A 17,768-nucleotide genomic window follows, 5' to 3' on the forward strand; every position below is an offset into this window, starting at 1 on the left:
TGCTTCCTGCTTTGCTAATTTTAGTGCAATGGAATATTTGTTTATTTTTAGAGTTACATCATCTATATATTATTACATATAGAAAGGTCGAGAAGATATATCGATCTAGGGTCTAAATTATCAACGCCCAGAAAACTTACCAAGGATTACCAATTAATGTAAACGCTGACCAATAATAAGGGTGGGAAAAAATTTTATTACCAAACTCTGACAATTCTGGTGGTAGTTGTAATTCTCCCCTAGTTCCACTTAACTCACCCATATTTATACCTACTTCCCCACGTATCATTGCAATTTGAGCTTGTCGGAGTGCTTCTGCTCTCAGTAGTGTTTTTTGCAAGTGTTGATAAAATTCTGTCATTAATGCCAATGTTCCGATATCGCTGACATTCCACAAACTTGCTAATGCTGATCTAACTCCTGACTTTACCGTTAACCCCGCAAAACCCAATTCTGCTTGTCTATCTCCCAAAGCAGTGCGACAAGCACTTAAAACTAATAATTCTACTGGGGGTTCATTCAATTTCAACTTTTCTATTTCATCTAATCCGATTTGTTCATCATTCCAAAACTGTATATAAGACCGCTCTGGTTTTCCTGGTCGAAACTCTGCATGGGTAGCCAAATGAACTATTTCATAAGATTTTTTCTGTCGTTGTTCTTGTAAATTGTTAACTGTGAAATCTTGATTCATCAAAGCATTACCTTGCCATGTAAATCGCGTAATTTTGTTAATTTCTACTGGTACTGCTGGTAAAGGTTCTAGTTCTTTAAATTCTGATGCTCCCATTGCTAATATTTCAGCATTTTTAATTTTATTATAGTTAGTATCTATCAGATTAAATGCGGGAATTCTAGTAAGAGCATACTTTTCTATCAAAAAATTTTCTCCATCATGTAATACTGCCAAGGGTAAAGTTCGTAAACCCATACCCAAACAGAACATAATAGTATCTATTTTTTCCTGTTCTAAAGTTGGTTCTAATGGCTTTACCATCCATTCATATAATTTTTGTGCTGACTCTAAATATGATGTGGTATTGCGTCTTCTAGGATTTGTAATTTCTACATTTAGCCTTTTAACTGTGTTAATTAACTGTGGTTTATCTGCATCAGTAACACTATAAATTTCTGGTTTTTTGCCTGGGGTTATTAATATTAGCTGCATTTGCTCTGCTCGTGACCAAATCCAAATAACAGCAGGTTTTGTACCAGTTTGTTGAGATATATTTGAAAGAGTTTCAGCGATACCTTCAGCCGTTACTGAAAAATCAGCTAGATTTTCATCAAAATAATTTTCATAGTCTCTTTCCCAATGTTGTTCAACTTGATTTACTGCTTCAGTAAAGTTTTTCTGCTCTAAAAATCTATCCCAGTCCTCGTCTTTTACCGCGATCGCTGATTGTTTTACCAGCAGAATATTTAAGATAATGGTACTAAAAAAAATTAAAATAAATAATAAACAAAAAATAGTTCTTTTTTTCCATTTCTGATGATACATAATTTTACTCCACAGGTTAGTATTACTGATTCAAATATATTTTTCTATCCCTAGCAATCCTACTTGAGTTGTGCAAAAAATATCTGAGAAGTTAGGAAATATTATTAAAGTTTTATCATACTATAAATTTTCTGTTTTGTCAAAATAAAATTAAAATTTCGCTTTTGAGTAAATGTGTAAGTTATTTTGTAAATTTCCATAATAGATAGTCAAAATATGAATATGGAATAAAAAAATTGACGTTGCTGAAGTAAGGTATGAAATTCAACTTTAAGTCAATTTTCAGCCAAAATAATAGCGCAAATTATACCTATTTCTTCTTCTAAAGTCACCAAAAAACTCCTTTTTACTTACTGACTCAGTCGTCCTGACTCCTATAAAATAATACATTTATTCAGCAACCCTAAAAAACAGGTAAATTAATGATTAAATTTGTGGGTGTTTATTAGTGTTGCAGCAATGGCAGCCTCTGGGGCTCACAGTGCTAAAATAGGCACTGCACCAGTTTACAGCGCTTTTCGCTCTTGATGAACCACATCTTCACAAGCAAAACTTTGTAGGGACGTTCCATGGAACGTCCCTACTGTGGTCTACCCAAATGAAAACCGCTGTATGCTGCAAATTGCAATTTAGACTTTTCCCAAATGTTTGTTTTTGGGGATAGCCTTTCATATCCAGGAAATACAAACGGAACTAGAAACGCCGGTCGTTTTTTTGAGCGTAGAGCTTCTAACGGATATGTTTTTACAGATATTCTAGCATCGTGTTTAGATTTAGATCCTGTAACTTTTTATCGTCCTGCTCGTGGTGGTGTGTCTTCAGATGGAGCTAACTTTGCTAGAGGTGGAAATGATACTGAAGAGGTCTTAGAGCAAGTTGACTCTTTTCTCGGGTATCTTTCAGGTGCAGATCAGTCAGCTAACTCTAATGCACTTTATACTCTCTGGATGGGTGGAAATGATTATATTATGGATACAGTTTTTAATGGGAAAGATGCAGAACCCGATAATGTTGTTGAGAATATTAGTAGTGCTATTAAAACTTTACATGATAAAGGTGCTGAGGACTTCCTCATCCCTAATATAGAATCCGGTTATATAGTATATGTTCATTATTCAATCTCCCCATCTCCCCATCTCCCCATCTCCCCCAACAATACAATTAAGTATTCAACTGGATTTGATATTACTCGTTACTCCTTACTCGTTACTCCTTACTCGTTACTCCTCAGTAATACGATAACTAATTACCCGGATTCTATATAACTTGTCATTATTCGGTTTCTCTCCTGCTGCTATGTCCCCAGATGTATCTGATATATTGAATCAATTAATAGATGAGCATAACGAAAAATTAGAGTTAAAGATCGCTGAGTTAGAGGAAGAGTTGTCTGAAGTTACCATCACATTATTAGATGTTGACTGCTCCATAAAACTGATACAAACCGTTACATAGCGTAACAACCCGATGTTTACTTCCTGCTTCTTGTGAGGCCGTCGGCGGTTACTCATCCACAGGCATTCATGCACAGGCATTCACGGTCGAGCCGACCGCATTTCTTAAATTTATACTTGCGTTTAAATCTCTATCTATTGACAAGCCACAGTCGGGGCAGTCATAAGTTCTCAGATGCAAGGGCATGTCTTGAACATGACCACAATTAGAACAAGTCTTTGATGATGCAAAGAATCTATCTACTACTACTAATTCACTTCCGTACCATTGGCACTTGTATTTAAGCTGTCTGCGAAATTCATAAAATCCTTGGTCAGCTATTGATTTAGCTAGCTTATGGTTAGCTAACATTCCCCTGACGTTTAAATCTTCTATGACAATACTGCCGTGGTTTTTGGCTAAGTATGTTGTCAGTTTATGAAGTGCGTCTTGACGGATGTTTGCTACTTTTCTATGCAACCTAGCTATCTTAAGTTGTGCTTTTCTCCAATTAGCAGAGCCCACCTGTTTATGACGATTTCGGTATTGCAGCCTAGACAACTTGGCTTCAAATTTCTGATACGCTCTGACACTTTCAAATACTTTTCCATCACTTAGTGTAGCTAAGGTTTTCACACCTAAGTCTACACCTACTACATCAGTTTTTTTGGGTGTAGTTGTGCCATGAAATTCATAGCTACAGCTCAAATACCAATCACCGGCTTGTCTGCCAATAGTTATTTTTTGAACTGTGGCCTCAATAGGTTCATAAGTTTTGACTATACCAATAAAAGGTAGTTTATGATTCCATCCATTTAATTCTATTGGTTTTCCACTGGTTTTCAATTGTGAAAGAATCTGATCTGCCTTTTTTCTTAAATTTTGGGCGTTTACCCAACCCTTGAAAGAACCTCTTAAATGCCTGACCCAAATTGATGTTTGCGCAGCATTCCGTAGGAAAAGCATATTGATAAACTTTAGACGACAAGTTTTTCATCCAGGGATAAAGAGGTTTTGTATGATTGGTAAACACTTCTCTAAGCTTACGAGTGTTTGGCTTGAAACCATCCTTGTAAGCAGCATTCCACAAACTTAAGCCCCAGTTATAGCACCATCGAGAGTAGCCCGCGTGTTGAGCAAAGAGCGTTTTTTGCTTGTTATTAAGTTTGAGCTTTGTTAATCATGGATTTCATATATGCGTGAGCGCAGCTCATCTAAAAAGTATGCTTTTTTACGTATTATATCGTTATTCTTTGATTAAGTCAATGCTCTATTTTGAATGAAATACTTGATAATCCCAGTCAGTTAGGTGTTACTAATGTAACAGACGGTTGGTTAAATACAGTTTTTGATTCTGATCCTGATTGCGACAACGCCTTTACGTGTGGTGTTAATCTTGCAGATCCAGATAGATACTTATTCTGGGATTTCCTTCATCCTACAAAAGTATTTCATCAGTTAATAGCAAATGATATCAAATCCGTTGGCTTCGGAGTAATATAATTCTGTTGATAGTCATACAATCGGTAAGGGCGAATGGCCATTCGCCCCTACAGTATAGACTCTTATCTTTAAAGACTGAATAACACCGATGCTACCGGATTTGATATGAGGCGTTGCACGGTGATGAATGATTTGAGATTTTTGATTGAATGGGATTGTGGATTAATCAATTGCTAGAATCATTAGTATTAGGTTTTTTTAGTCAAAGTCTAAACTAATTTTTGGCAATATCATTCCATAATGTCCAACCCCGCAAATGAAGCTATATCTGCTCTGAATTCTGAATATAATCAACCTGTTCCTGAATATAATCAAGCTGTTCCTGAACCTACTTCTACATTGAGTTTGTTGGGATTAGGTTTAAGTTTCCTGGGGATGTCAGCTTTCAAACAGAAAGATATACAAAAGCAGAAACATAAAGTATAGTGCTACGCGCAAGGCAAAAGCGAGTGCGTAATTCTGAGGTCTCCTCAGAATGTAAGACGCACATCTGACAGTCAAAAGTCAAAAGTCAAAAATACTCTTTGACTGAGTTTGATAATTTAGAAATGTTAGCGCCCTTTGCTTTGACTGCTATAGAACCCCTAAGCGTATCTTCATAAATATTAAATTTTTCTAGCTAGGAGACAGGAGGGAAGAGGGAAGAGGGAAGAGGGAAGATGTGGGGAGAAATAATACAAAAAATTCAACACTCCTTTTCAGATTTTTCCTCACTCATTGATGCGCGAAAAGACTTGGCTACTATAATTATATAGAGCTCAAATGGGTTCTATATAATCACAATCTTTGAAGATTTATGAAAAAGACTGTAGGGATGTTTCACAATACTTGTATGAAACATCTTCTCCTGGTCTCCTGTATGATTCCCATTTATCCTGACTTCTGACTTCTGACTCCTACCCTCACCCATAAGACTAGTGAAGCGCAAACCCTAAATATATCTCAAACAGGTTCTATAACATCTCTGTTGCCCACTCAATACATAACTTTGCCTGTTCCGCCCAAAAATCAGAACCCCAATAAACAAAACAACTGGTTTCACACAACAATAACGCTCTAGTTTTTTCAGCAGAACCCTTGCCAGAATCTATAACCTTGGCATAATCTTGACTCAACTTTTCAACTGCTGCCAACACCTGTTGTCTTAAGTCTCCTTCTTGCCATTGCTGGTGCCCCCCTATCCACGAACCCCCTGTTGACTTAAGTCTTACCTCTGTCGCTGAACCCTCTGATAAATATGTATCAATATATTGACTTACAGTCAGAAAACCTACATCAGACCAGCGATCGCTCTCCCGAAACAGAGGAGTAAAAGAATTCTTAAAATATTCAAACATCATCACATTACCATTTTCTCCATCAGAAGTCGGCACTACCAAAGCAGGCGGTTTCATTCCCACTTCTTGCCCACGATATCGCACATCACTAATACAACCATCAGCATTTTGACCACTTTGCTGTCGAATACCCATATCCGTATCCCTAACCACACAGAGAATACGTTCCGACTCACCACCTGACTCTACCACCAACCAATGCACTCTATTTTCTAACTCTGGCGTACTCCAACCTTCAGGATGTTCCAATGCTGCATTGGGTAAAATAATCCATTCATAACCACACTTCTTCAATAGACGTATAAATCTTAATGCTTCAGCAGGGTCTCCTGTCATACCCATCTCCGGCAACCAAAACCCTCTTATCCGCGATAGTGCCTCTGTCCCAAATAAATCGGCAAAGACTCGTCGCCATTCCATAATTTGAGCCTCGTGGTCTCGTTCGGGAGTGGCCGGAAAATAGCAATGACTATATGCACTACCAGTAAATTCTATCGTGTCTGAATATTCTGTGAGAACTTCTCGCCAGAGACTAATGACATCTCCTACTGGTTCATTATCAACGTGAAGATGAGCAAAAATACCATTGGTAGAAAGTTTGGCCATTTCTTCCAGCAATACTCCAGAGTAATCTACCATCATCCGGGGTTGATGACCTTCTTGTGTTAGTTGTTTCGCATAACGGGCAGGATTTTTGTATGCTTGAGCAAACCATTGAGCATTCCAATGCTCTTCAGAGTTTTCTTCACCACCAAGCATTTTTTCTAAGTTGCCCTGTAGTTGACCATTATTCCAAATCGGAGGTTGATGAAAATGTAACCAGGGGACAAATATAGACAGAGGATTGGGATTTGACACTTTTTGACACTCTTCCTGGTACTAAACTATTCATGGATTTATTACTTATAGCACTATTAAGAAAAGTTAGGACAAGTTATCATACCGTTTCACGGCAGTCAAAAGTCAAAAGTCAAAAGTCAAAAGTAAGATTTTATAGCTCAAAACTTTGATTTTTCAGTAATTTCAGCAAATTATTCGACATCTAAACTTTGAAACTATTTGTAACATTCTTTTTTCCAATTGGTATCAAATCTTGAAGCTCAATCGAACTTTTGGGGAGTTTCAGAAGCCAAAGTTCAAATCTACAATTATTAGTTGACCGTCAAAAGCATAGAAACTAACTTTGTAAATGTTCTCGGCATTCACAGTTAATTGAGCATTTGGAGGAATATTTGAATTAGAGTCAAGCAAGTTTGAGGCGGACATTTCGTCTTTGGCCAGAAGTTCTTCATTTTTATTATAGGCTGACAAGACTGTTCGGCGAGAACTGGTGACTACTCCACTGACAAACTTGACTGGAGATTTAAAGTGAATTTCTATTAGGCCACTTTTTGGGGCTCCCATTAAGACTTTGACCCCTGGAGGAACTGCAAAAGCAGGGTTTGATGGTTCGATCACAATTGCATTAGAGAAAGTTAAGCCCCAATTTTTAAACTGATGGTCTACTACTTCAAAGGATTTTAAATTTTCTAGGCCAAGGCGAATACAACTAGGCATTGTTGAGAGTTGTAAGAATTCTGATTCAGTATTTTCATAGCCAGGATTAGCTACGAATGTATATCCATTGTTGAAATTGTTGACCCTGAAGTTATTAGTTAGAGGATTGATATTTCGCGTTGTATCAATCGAAAAAGTCTTTAACATTGGACATCCTTGATAAAGTTGTAACTTTTTGAGGGGTGACACCCCTCATTATATTATTACTTATAGCTTATTCTTTAGAACTTTGCTTTGATCGGGAAAGTTTTCATTTTCTTTAGAACTTCACTTTGAGCAAGGGAATTTTCGGTTTGTATCAATGACTAAGATTGACCATTTCTGATTATGACTTTATTTGAGTTACAAATAAAAATGATTTATTGAAGGTTTAATTCACTAAAAACTTTATTTGTATTAAGTATAAATATTAATAATATGTAGCTTATAAAATTTGATATTTATAAAGATTAAGATATAAAAAATTAACCGAGTCTCTGACTAAAACAGTGATATAAACTCGGTATCTGGAATTTTTGACCCAATTTTAAGTTTTAAGAATCATTCGTTGCTGACAAAACGTTAAGAGATAAAGCCAATTTCACCTTCAATATTAAATTTTTTTTCAGGATGTTCTTTTAAGAACAATTCCACACCTTGTCGTACTTGTTGTCCCCAATAATCTAAACCAACATCATGAAGAATAATTGTTCCTTCTGGTTTAATATAACTAGAAAGTAATTTTAGGTCTTGTTTGACCGCTTCCGTTCTATGATCTGCATCCAGAAATGCTAGATCGAATTTTCCATATTCTTCACATACTTCTCGACCAATAATTTCTCTATCCTCAAGGTTAATCCCATAATTTACAACTTTATCTAAATCTTCTTTGTTGGGAAAACCGCAAGAAAAAAAGCCTCGTTTTAAGGTAAATCTTGTCAAAATTTCAAAGTGTTTAAGGACTTTTTAAACAAAATATAAATGAGTTTGTTTATTGTTCATTTATATTTTGTTTAACGCAAAGAATATTTAGAAGTTCTACAAGAAGGTCGGCATCCACACAAACAATTTTTGACTCTGGCAGACACAATCCTAATACAGTAGTGGAAACTCCGACAAACGTGCCAATTTCTAATGTTTTTTGAGGATTTTTTTGACGGCTGATATTAATCAGTTTTTCTGCATCATCAAGTTTTACTGAGGCATTTTCTATGAATTCTCTTTCAAGTCCTTGTTGACTAAGAAAAGATAATGCTTGTTCTCTAGCTTCTTTGACAGTTATCATTGCTACAGTGGCTTTTTTTTAATATGTAGGATGTTTATATTTTTAGCAGATTCTACAGGAAGATAATCTTTCAAATTCAAAAATTCAATCCTGAAATAACAATTAGGATCCTTCAACAATTAATAATTAATAATTAATAATTAATAATTAATAATTAATTATTCGGTAAGGAACTTAATTTACTCTCAAATCTAATTTTCCTTAGCATATCTTTTTTTCCAAAAATCATCACGCATTGCTTGCTCTGATTTTAACCGAGCAAGTTTTGCTTTTTCTAGGTCTTCATTAAATTTACGAACTATTGCTTGTTCATATTGATAATTAACTATTTCTTGAGGTGTCAAAACAGGTTGTATAAGAGAAACAATTTTAGCTCCAATTTTAGTATGAAATTTTTCTTGAATTTGCGCAGAATAAACTTTTCCAGTAATCACATACCAAGCAAACATTTCGCAATTATTAGTATGAATATTGTACTTGCCAAATTTGTGTAAATATTCACCAGCTCGTTGTTCTTGTTCAACTGTTAATTCTGCCCCTTTTCCTTGATATTCAATTCCTTGAGAACCCCATCCAATTGAATTTTCAAATGTTCCATCAGACGAAATAAAATAATGTCTAGCAATTCCAGCAGTGGATTCAATTGCAATACTATAAATTGAAGTATTCATATGTTTTATACTGCTTTTATTTATATGTATTTTTTGAAGTTTATTCTATTGTAACTTGCTTAATACATTTAACAAACTAATAAGTTTATGGTCTACCTAGAGGGATAGCAGAAGCTTTCAAGTAAATCTTATTAGGAATAGTAAAACTACTATAAATAATCTCTCCAACTGCAACATTATTGTGTAAGCATTTCCTGCGGAATGCGCTCGCATTCAGCTATTAGCTGTCAGTTTTAATCTCATGACGTGGTTTTAATGAATATAGACTGTTTTAGCTAGTTTTTGTAGTAATATTTAACTCTGACTCAATTAGTAAAGCTTTTATCTAAAACTAAAAACAATAACTAATAGCTGATAGCTGACCACTGAATGCTGACATTATTGTTAACTCTAACTTGGATAATAGCTATATTAAATAAGGTTAGTTTATGTGCTTTAAAAAATAGAAATTATCATCTTAGCTAAACGTTCCATTCCTTCTTGAATATCCTCATCAGAAGCTGTTAAACTAATCCGAATACACTCCTTTTTATGAGGCCACTCTTCCCGCAAACCAGGGAAAAAAGGACTGCCAGGCACCACAATAACCCCCACCTCCTTCAACTTTTGATACAGTTCCCAGTCAGTCATCGGTAAATCTTTCAACCATAACCAAGCAAAAATTGCTCCCTCAAAACGATGGAGAAACCAGGGCAAATTTTTTGGTAAAGCTTTTGATAAAGTTGATTCTAAAATTGAAAACTTATTTTTGTAAAAAGGCCGAATTACTTCAGTAGAAATTTCTGCCAAGGCCCCAGAATTAATTGCATAAGTAGCGATCGCTTGTCCATAACGAGGAGAATGAATACACATATTAGTCTGGAAAGCCTGCAACACCTCAATTATTCGTTCATCCCCAATAGCAATGCCGATTCTTTCTCCAGGAAGTCCAGCCTTCGATAAACTCATACAATGACAGATATTGTCCCCAAATATTGGCTCCATCTCCACAAAATTTAATCCTGGATATGGGGGAGCATAAGCAGCATCCACAAATACTGGCACATCATAAACAGCAGCCCGATCTGCAATTTTCTTCACCTCATCAGCACTAATCACATTACCAGTCGGATTACAGGGGCGTGAGAAAATGACACAGCCAGTATTTTCATCAATGACTAACTGACTAAAGTCTAGACAATATTTGAAACGATGAGATTCAGCATCTATTTCTAGAGTAGGTTTATAAGCGACCACCGCATCTGGCACTAAACTCACTCCCCCATAACCTGTATAATCTGGACTCAGAGGTAGAACAATTTTTTTCAGACTTTGGCTGCTCGTATATCCACCAAAAGCATTAGCAGCATAGAAATATATAGACTGAGAACCTGGAGTAATTAAAATATTGCGACCGCTTAAATTAAGTCCATAGCGACGGTTAAAATCATTAATAACTGCATCAATAAACGGTTGATAACCCTGAGATGAACCGTAACGCCCCACAACTTGCCCATATTCTGGACTGGCCAATAATTTTGTGGTACAATCCCCCCACAACTTTTCTACTTCTGGCAAAACCAGGGGATTCCCTGAACTAAAGTTGAGAAACTCCTGACCCTGGCCTGCTTGTAGGGTAGCAATAATATCTGCCATAATTGCCCGCACACCTGTGAGGCGGGACATAGTTGTACCAAATTCACTCAGGGCCGGATTAACCATAGCATCTAATCAAATATAAATAGATTGACAATTTTTTAATTGTAGCCAAGAGTAATTCAACCAGCCAATTTTCCTTATTCCTTAATTCCTTCAAAAATAAATGAACAATAGTATTTGGCAAGCAGATTTTTATCGTCGTCCCCTTAAGGATAAGCAAGGCCAACAGTTATGGGAATTATTAATTTGTACTCCCACTCGTAGCCTAGAATTTACGGCTATTTGTCCCCAGTCAGAAGTTAATGCCCATTGGGTAGTAGAACAACTACAAAAAGTGGGTCAAGGCCAGGAGATACCAGGTACAATTCAAGTATTTCGACCTCAATCTTTGGATTTAATTGAAACCGCAGCTCAAATATTGGGGGTAAAAGTGGAAGGGACTAGACGCACTACTGCTTTAAAACAATGGTTAGTGGAGAGGGTGCAAGAATATCAGGGAATGGAAACATATACTGGGGAATCTTACGACCCCTTGACATTAGATTCTCCTCCACCCTTACCATTAGTCGAAAATCTTTGGGGCGATCGCTGGAGATTTGCTGCATTACCTGCGGGTAATATTAAAGATATTATTGAGCGCCCAATTCCTATTGTGGCAGTACCCAAATTTCTTTTACCCTTAAATTTAGGATTGTCTTCAACGCTTCCTATACCAGGGGTTGTTATAGACGGAGGTCGTCAGTCTATGAGATTAGCTAAATGGTTAGAAGCAGCGCAACCATACTTTTTAAAGTATATTTCTGGGAATCCTGATGGGTTAATTTTAGAGGCAGGATTAGTAGATCGGTGGGTAGTTGCTACTTTTTCAGACCAGGAAGTGTCACTAGCAGCTCAAGTTTATGAAGAGAGAAAACAACATAGTCAGGGGTTACATTTTCTGTTAGTACAACCAGATGATTCTGGCATGACTTATAGTGGATTTTGGCTTTTACAGTAGAAAACAATTAATTTATACCACAAGGAAGAATGAAGAAGTAAGAACGAAAAATCTTGTGTTGTCAGAGTTTTAAGCTTTTGATATTTCAAATATAGTAATGGTGACTTCTATAACCCACGACCAAGGTAGGAAATACGACTAAAGGTTTTCCAATTTTTTATCTGTATAGGTTGTAACTGTAGGGAAGTCTATTAAAACTAACTTTTAGGAAAAATTAAGTAATATCATGTGCATTTAATAGCGCACTTGAAAAAAACCGACCCTCTCACTTCAACGGCAAATATATCTATTCCCCCCGATCCTTGCTCACTTAATTTATAAGTATTCAGATGAATATGATATAACTACTACAGCCCAGATTTGTACCAAAACTTAATACCTGAAACCCTGAGTATAAATCAGGTATATCTTATGGATAGATAATGAAGGATTAGAAAAAAATTATCATTAATTGACTCTAGACTCTGAAGTAATATTCAAAATTCATAATTCAGAGATATTTTCAAAAGTTCACTCAATCCCACTATTTGACAATACTAATTCGTCCAGCCATTAATTCTTCATAAACCTGTTTAATCTGTTTTTGTTCTGTGATACTTAAAGAACGAGGTGAAAATAATGCCATTCTTAAAAACTGGCGATCGCTAGCCGAAATTTTACGAGCGGCAAAAATATTACTGACAACTAATTCTAGGGAAGTTGTTCTAGCTTTAGCTTGAGATTTGTTCATTTTTCTAAAAAATCAGATAATTGTCCGACAAAAGAGAAATATTCCTAAAATACTGGCTACCTGCAGAACAGAAAATTGAAAAAATATCTGGGTAGGAGAATTAGGTAGAAGTATCAAGAAAGGGCACGAGACAAAATTGATAAATTCTTATTTTCCTACAATACGATCAAAGTATAGTTTGTTTTATGAAAATTTGGTTAAGATTAAGCATAAATATTGAAGATTTTGAAAAAAGTAATTTTTTTTTATACATTCGGCGATTAAAAATACTTAGATATATAGTATGTCTAATGCTTATGTATTAGTGATAAACACTTACTCGATTCTTTGTCCAGTTCTCTATAGTGGCCTATTGTTAGTTATTGATCTTTTCTGTAATGGATTTAATACCCCACCCCACTGTTACCTGGGGTGTCAATGCTGTTGCTGGGTTGAGAGTACCCATAGACGGCATTCTTGGTCACTTTCTTCAATAAGTATTTAAACGGATAAAACCTCAAATAATGTTACCACAAATCCGGTAGAATACCTGAGAAATCAAACATATTAGCTAATCTCAGGATGACCAAAGTAAAAATAGGAATTATTGGCGGCAGTGGTGTGTACAAAATGGAGGCACTCACAGATGTAGAGGAGATATGGGTAGATACCCCCTTTGGGTCTCCCTCTGATGCTTTTATTGTTGGTACTTTGGAAGGGACAAAAGTAGCCTTTCTCTCTAGACATGATCGCAATCACACATTATTGCCATCTGAATTACCATTTCGTGCCAATATTTATGGTATGAAAAGTCTGGGTGTGGAATATTTAATTTCTGCTTCTGCGGTGGGGTCACTCCAAGAGGAAGTAAAACCTCTAGACTTAGTAGTGGTAGACCAGTTTATTGACCGCACCAAAGGCAGAATATCTACTTTTTTTGGTGAGGGAATTGTCGCGCATATTACATTTGAAAACCCAACTTGTCCTCAACTAGCGAAAATGTTGGCGGATGCTGCGGAAAGTTTGAATTTATCGGATATAAATGTGCATCGCAGTGGCACTTATTTATGCATGGAAGGACCTGCTTTTTCTACCAAAGCAGAATCAAATTTATATCGTAGTTGGGACGCAACAGTTATTGGAATGACAAATTTACCAGAAGCGAAGTTGGCAAGGGAAGCGGAAATAGCTTATGCAACTTTAGCGCTATCTACAGATTATGATTGTTGGCATGAAGAACATGAGAGCGTGACTGTGGACATGGTGATTAATAATTTACGCAAGAATGCGGTGAATGCCCAAAAAGTTATTCAGGAAACGGTGCGGAGATTGAGCGAAAATCAGTTTGTTTCTGACTCTCATTCTGCCTTGAAAAATGCTATTTTGACTCCTTTGGATAAAGTACCTGCTACAACTAAAGAAAAGTTGGGATTATTATTGCAAAAATATACTTAATAGAGAGGAGTCAGGAGTCAGTCCTCAGGAGTCAGGAGTCAGGAAAAATGGGAATTATAGAAGAGATAAGAGTCAAAATTGTCAGAGTGGTTTTTCTGTCATAGTCAGCCTCAAATACTAATATATATAGCAAATAGAACTTTTATTTCCTATTTACTCTTAACTCCTGACTTTATTTTTTGATAAACTATACCTAATTTCTACCAAAAGGTATTTATTAAATATGACTAACTGTCCGATGGATACTACAAGTTCATCAGTAAATTATACTTTAGAAGTAGCCAAACAAGAATATCAATATAACTATGACCACATTCCTCCTGTGGCAATGGTGAATGAATTACCAAAACGAGAAAAACCTTCTAAAGAATGGCTTTTATTATTGGTAAAGAGTATACGTCTTCTATTTGTGAATATCGTAATTACAAACCGAGGAAACCAAGGAAATAAAGGGGTAAGAGACGATGTAATTAAATATATCTTAGAAGTAATCTATAAGGAGATAAAATCAATAAAAATTGGAGAAGATAATAAAATCATACCATTTTTTTTCCAATTATTGTTGAATCAACAATTATTATTAACTCAACAACTTTTAAATCAAGGAATACCTGGTGATTTTCGTGAAATAGATGAGCTATTTGTTTCCATCCTCAGGGAAAATGGTCTGTCAATACTTAAAGATATTTCACAACAAGCTCTAAAAGTATTAAAGGAAGGAAGTCCAGAAGGTCATGCAACGAGTCTTGAAGATTATCAAAAGCTCTTCTCCTATAAAGAGCTATTTCCAGAAACAGGAGGTATACCAAGCATCGCTTATACTTTTGCAGAAGATGAAATGTTCGCTTATATGCGAGTAGCAGGTTATAACCCCCTAATGATCCAGCAGGTACCAAGTCTTGACGAACGTTTTCCGGTGACGGAGACTCAATATCAGGAAGTTATGGGTAAAGATGATTCATTAGCAGCAGCAGGAAAAGAAGGGCGACTCTATCTAGCAGACTATAAAATTTTGGAAGGAGCTCTTAATGGTACTTATCCTAATAAATACCAAAAGTATATTTATGCTCCTCTGGCTTTATTCGCAGTGCCAAAAGGTTCAGACCCAAACCGTAAATTACGTCCTGTAGCTATTCAATGTGGTCAAACCCCAGGAGCAGATAACCCCATCTTTACTCCCAACTCCTCTAAGTATGCTTGGTTATTTGCCAAAACAGTTGTAGAGATAGTAGATGCTAACTTTCACGAAGCAGTAAGTCATTTAGCGAGAACTCATTTATTTGTGGGATCATTTATTCCACCTACCCATCGCCAACTCCCCCAAAATCATTGCTTAAATCTGCTATTGCGTCCTCACTTTGAAGGTACTTTACTAATTAACGATGGTGCTCAGGGAATTTTAATTGCTCCTAAGGGTGGAGTTGATGGTTTACTCTCATCTACTATTGATAATGCTCGTGTTTTAGCAGTATTAGGGTTGCAAAGTTACGGTTTTAATCAAGCTATGTTACCGGAGCAACTGAAACAGCGCGGGGTTGACGATTCTAATTTACTTCCTGTTTATCCTTATCGGGATGATGCTCTGTTACTTTGGAAGGCTATTCATCAATGGGTTTCAGATTATCTGAGTCTTTACTATTCTAGAGATGAAGATGTTCAGGCAGATCGGCGACTACAAGCTTGGGCAGGTGAAGTTATGGCTTTTGATGGTGCTCGTGTACCTGATTTTGGTGAAGATGGAGGTATTAAGACACTAGAGTATTTGATTAATGCTGCAACGTTAATTATTTTTACTGCTAGTGCTCAACACGCTGCTGTTAATTTTCCCCAGAAAGATATAATGTCTTATGCTCCAGCGGTTCCATTAGCTGGTTATTTGCCTAGTTCAATTCTCAAAGGTGAAGTGAGCGAGCAAGATTATTTAGATTTGCTGCCTCCTCTGGAGCAGGCACAATCACAACTGAATCTTACATATTTACTGGGGTCTGTCTATTACACGAAATTGGGTGAGTATCCGAAAAATCATTTTACTGATTCCAAGGTGAAACCTCTACTTGAGAAGTTTCAGAAAAATCTGAATCAAGTTGAAGCGACTATTGAGCAGCGTAATTTGAATCGCCCACAGTATAGGTATTTGCTGCCTTCTCAAATTCCCCAGAGTATTAATATCTAAAAGACATCTCCTCCAAAAGAGGGAGTAGGGAGAAATAATTGATGAATAAGAGTGGAATAATTGATTTTATGTTTTATTTTTGGAGATATCTAAAGATTATAAGTACCTGTGCAAAATTTTAACATTGGTCAGTAGGAAGCTTTTAACAGGGAATTATATCATGTCCGGTAGCATCGGTCTTGTATAGTAAATAGGCAACAGGCAACGGGCAACAGGCAACAGGCAAGAAAAAAACTTAAATTTCCTGCAAATATCCACGCCAACTTTTACACAAACGATTGCCTTCGGACATGATATTAGGGAATAGTAAAAATTCTACGTTTAAAGGTTCAAAGGGAGAAGGTTTTTTCTCACTAATTATCCCTGCTCCCTACTGCCTAAATTTCTGATTGTGGTTATTCTAAAGAGAGTTGACACTCCACGGACTGAAAGTCGCGTGGATTCTTAAGGGGAACAAATTTGCCGGACTGTTTGCGGAGCATTCCGTAGGAAAGTCACGTCAAATTTTACCCTTAATGGCATAGCCAAAGATGCCTCTAATCTGTCCGGGATAAACCCCCATAAGGTTACTTTTGACTCCAATGTTGGCAGCACCGTTAGCATCAGCATTTATCAATTTTCCTTTCCTAGTCTTGTACAAACCACGCTTTATTCGTTTACCACTAAAACTATATTCCGTGGGATTATCAGCATTATACACAGGTATTAAATCACCATCTAAAAAGCTAGCTTTAGAAGTATAGGATTCTTCCTGTTCAGTGTAGGTCAAACCATACCTATCACACATAGCTTTTAGTTTAAATCTAAAATTATGGTGTGGTATTTGTACAAACTTTTGGTTAGTTTTTTTGCCTAAATTGATATTTTGCTTCATGGCAGGATTTACACCTAAAACTAGAGTAGATATTCTATTTTCAATACACCAGTTGATTAAATACCTAGCAGCTTTATTCAAGTAATCTCTGACTTTATTATTCCGATTTACCGTAATGCTAATTTGTTTTTTAGTTAAACCTTTAATGCCCTGTTTATCTTTTATTGATTGCAGTCTAGAATTTTCTTTGTTGTACCACTGGTTGATTGATTTAATTTTTCTACCGTCTAGGATAAACGATGACCCAGTATTTGATAAACAAGTGGCTAGGTTGTCTAAACCAAGGTCTATTGCTACTACATTATCTGTTTTTACTGTTGGCCGTGGCTCCTCCTCTATAATAAATTCTACTTCAAAAAAACTAGCATCAAATCTAGGGATTATCCTAACTTCCTTGAGATTCTTATCTGCTAATCTTTCAGGAAAAGGTATTTTTATTGCACCATTTTCAGCCTTAAATTTCCTAGACATTGGAATATTGAAATATCCATCTTTTACCCTGACTCTAGGTATTATTAAAGGGAAGTAACCGTACGAAAAAAACTGTAGAAAATTGTAACAGCTTTTATCTTGATATTGGATTAACCAATACTGGCTGTACGGCACAGCTCACTATTCCCTCGGCAGTAAATGCCTCTGGGAATTTCTTTCTGAT

15 protein-coding genes and 1 pseudogene are annotated in these 17,768 nt (G+C 36.2%); 6 read left to right on the plus strand and 10 right to left on the minus strand.

All coding sequences use genetic code 11. From position 1 onward, the window contains the following. Window positions 1–136: 136 nt before the first annotated feature. The gene (locus tag F6K23_RS04195; RefSeq protein ID WP_293150966.1) at window positions 137–1,501 is read right to left on the minus strand and encodes a CHAT domain-containing protein; all 1,365 of its coding nucleotides are present in this window, start codon (window positions 1,499–1,501) and stop codon (window positions 137–139) included. 644 nt (window positions 1,502–2,145) lie between these two features. On the opposite strand from F6K23_RS04195, the gene F6K23_RS04200 reads away from it, so the two are divergent. Then, on the plus strand, window positions 2,146–2,766 hold the full coding sequence (locus F6K23_RS04200; RefSeq protein WP_293150969.1) for an SGNH/GDSL hydrolase family protein: 621 nt from the start codon (window positions 2,146–2,148) through the stop codon (window positions 2,764–2,766). Window positions 2,767–2,797: 31 nt separating this feature from the next. Further along, window positions 2,798–2,956 (plus strand): hypothetical protein, encoded by a 159-nt coding sequence (locus tag F6K23_RS04205; protein WP_293150972.1) that lies wholly within the window; start codon window positions 2,798–2,800, stop codon window positions 2,954–2,956. A gap of 66 nt (window positions 2,957–3,022) precedes the next feature. On the opposite strand, the pseudogene F6K23_RS04210 reads toward F6K23_RS04205, so the two are convergent. Then, window positions 3,023–4,112: pseudogene (locus F6K23_RS04210) on the minus strand (RNA-guided endonuclease InsQ/TnpB family protein); the annotation flags it as partial. Window positions 4,113–4,678: 566 nt separating this feature from the next. Here F6K23_RS04210 and F6K23_RS04215 point away from each other — a divergent pair. Continuing rightward, entirely contained in the window at window positions 4,679–4,864 is a 186-nt protein-coding gene (locus F6K23_RS04215; protein ID WP_293150975.1) for a PEP-CTERM sorting domain-containing protein, read from the plus strand. A gap of 527 nt (window positions 4,865–5,391) precedes the next feature. Here F6K23_RS04215 and F6K23_RS04220 read toward each other — a convergent pair. The 6 genes from F6K23_RS04220 to F6K23_RS04245 form a co-directional block, all read right to left on the minus strand. Then, complete coding sequence (locus F6K23_RS04220) at window positions 5,392–6,633, minus strand: glycoside hydrolase (RefSeq protein WP_293150978.1); 1,242 nt, start codon at window positions 6,631–6,633, stop codon at window positions 5,392–5,394. 264 nt (window positions 6,634–6,897) lie between these two features. Next, window positions 6,898–7,521 carry a hypothetical protein gene (locus F6K23_RS04225; RefSeq protein ID WP_293150981.1) on the minus strand — a complete coding sequence of 208 codons (624 nt, stop codon included), beginning with the start codon at window positions 7,519–7,521 and terminating at the stop codon, window positions 6,898–6,900. 372 nt (window positions 7,522–7,893) lie between these two features. After that, window positions 7,894–8,253 (minus strand): class I SAM-dependent methyltransferase, encoded by a 360-nt coding sequence (locus F6K23_RS04230; RefSeq protein WP_293150984.1) that lies wholly within the window; start codon window positions 8,251–8,253, stop codon window positions 7,894–7,896. A gap of 49 nt (window positions 8,254–8,302) precedes the next feature. Further along, window positions 8,303–8,596: a hypothetical protein gene (locus F6K23_RS04235; protein ID WP_293150987.1), complete on the minus strand. Its 294-nt coding sequence runs from the start codon at window positions 8,594–8,596 to the stop codon at window positions 8,303–8,305. A 191-nt stretch (window positions 8,597–8,787) separates the two neighbouring features. Further along, window positions 8,788–9,267, minus strand: coding sequence for an NC domain-containing protein (locus F6K23_RS04240; protein WP_293150990.1), 480 nt, complete (start codon window positions 9,265–9,267; stop codon window positions 8,788–8,790). A gap of 435 nt (window positions 9,268–9,702) precedes the next feature. Beyond that, on the minus strand, window positions 9,703–10,968 hold the full coding sequence (locus F6K23_RS04245; RefSeq protein ID WP_293150993.1) for a valine--pyruvate transaminase: 1,266 nt from the start codon (window positions 10,966–10,968) through the stop codon (window positions 9,703–9,705). A gap of 100 nt (window positions 10,969–11,068) precedes the next feature. On the opposite strand from F6K23_RS04245, the gene F6K23_RS04250 reads away from it, so the two are divergent. Next, on the plus strand, window positions 11,069–11,902 hold the full coding sequence (locus F6K23_RS04250; RefSeq protein ID WP_293150996.1) for a Tab2/Atab2 family RNA-binding protein: 834 nt from the start codon (window positions 11,069–11,071) through the stop codon (window positions 11,900–11,902). Window positions 11,903–12,425: 523 nt separating this feature from the next. Here F6K23_RS04250 and F6K23_RS04255 read toward each other — a convergent pair. Next, window positions 12,426–12,632 (minus strand): hypothetical protein, encoded by a 207-nt coding sequence (locus F6K23_RS04255; RefSeq protein WP_293150999.1) that lies wholly within the window; start codon window positions 12,630–12,632, stop codon window positions 12,426–12,428. A gap of 561 nt (window positions 12,633–13,193) precedes the next feature. Between F6K23_RS04255 and F6K23_RS04260 the strand changes: the two genes are divergently transcribed. Continuing rightward, window positions 13,194–14,066 carry an S-methyl-5'-thioadenosine phosphorylase gene (locus tag F6K23_RS04260; RefSeq protein WP_293151002.1) on the plus strand — a complete coding sequence of 291 codons (873 nt, stop codon included), beginning with the start codon at window positions 13,194–13,196 and terminating at the stop codon, window positions 14,064–14,066. Between the two features lie 223 nt (window positions 14,067–14,289). Continuing rightward, window positions 14,290–16,239, plus strand: a complete 1,950-nt coding sequence (locus F6K23_RS04265) for a lipoxygenase family protein (RefSeq protein ID WP_293151005.1) — start codon at window positions 14,290–14,292, stop codon at window positions 16,237–16,239. Between the two features lie 499 nt (window positions 16,240–16,738). Here F6K23_RS04265 and F6K23_RS04270 read toward each other — a convergent pair whose 3' ends face one another. Then, a complete protein-coding gene (locus tag F6K23_RS04270; RefSeq protein ID WP_293151008.1) occupies window positions 16,739–17,719 on the minus strand; it encodes a transposase in 981 nt (326 codons plus the stop codon). Between the last annotated feature and the right edge of the window lie 49 nt (window positions 17,720–17,768).

Origin of the sequence: Okeania sp. SIO2C9, assembly GCF_010672455.1 — a bacterium.
Taxonomy (GTDB): Bacteria; Cyanobacteriota; Cyanobacteriia; order Cyanobacteriales; family Microcoleaceae; genus Okeania.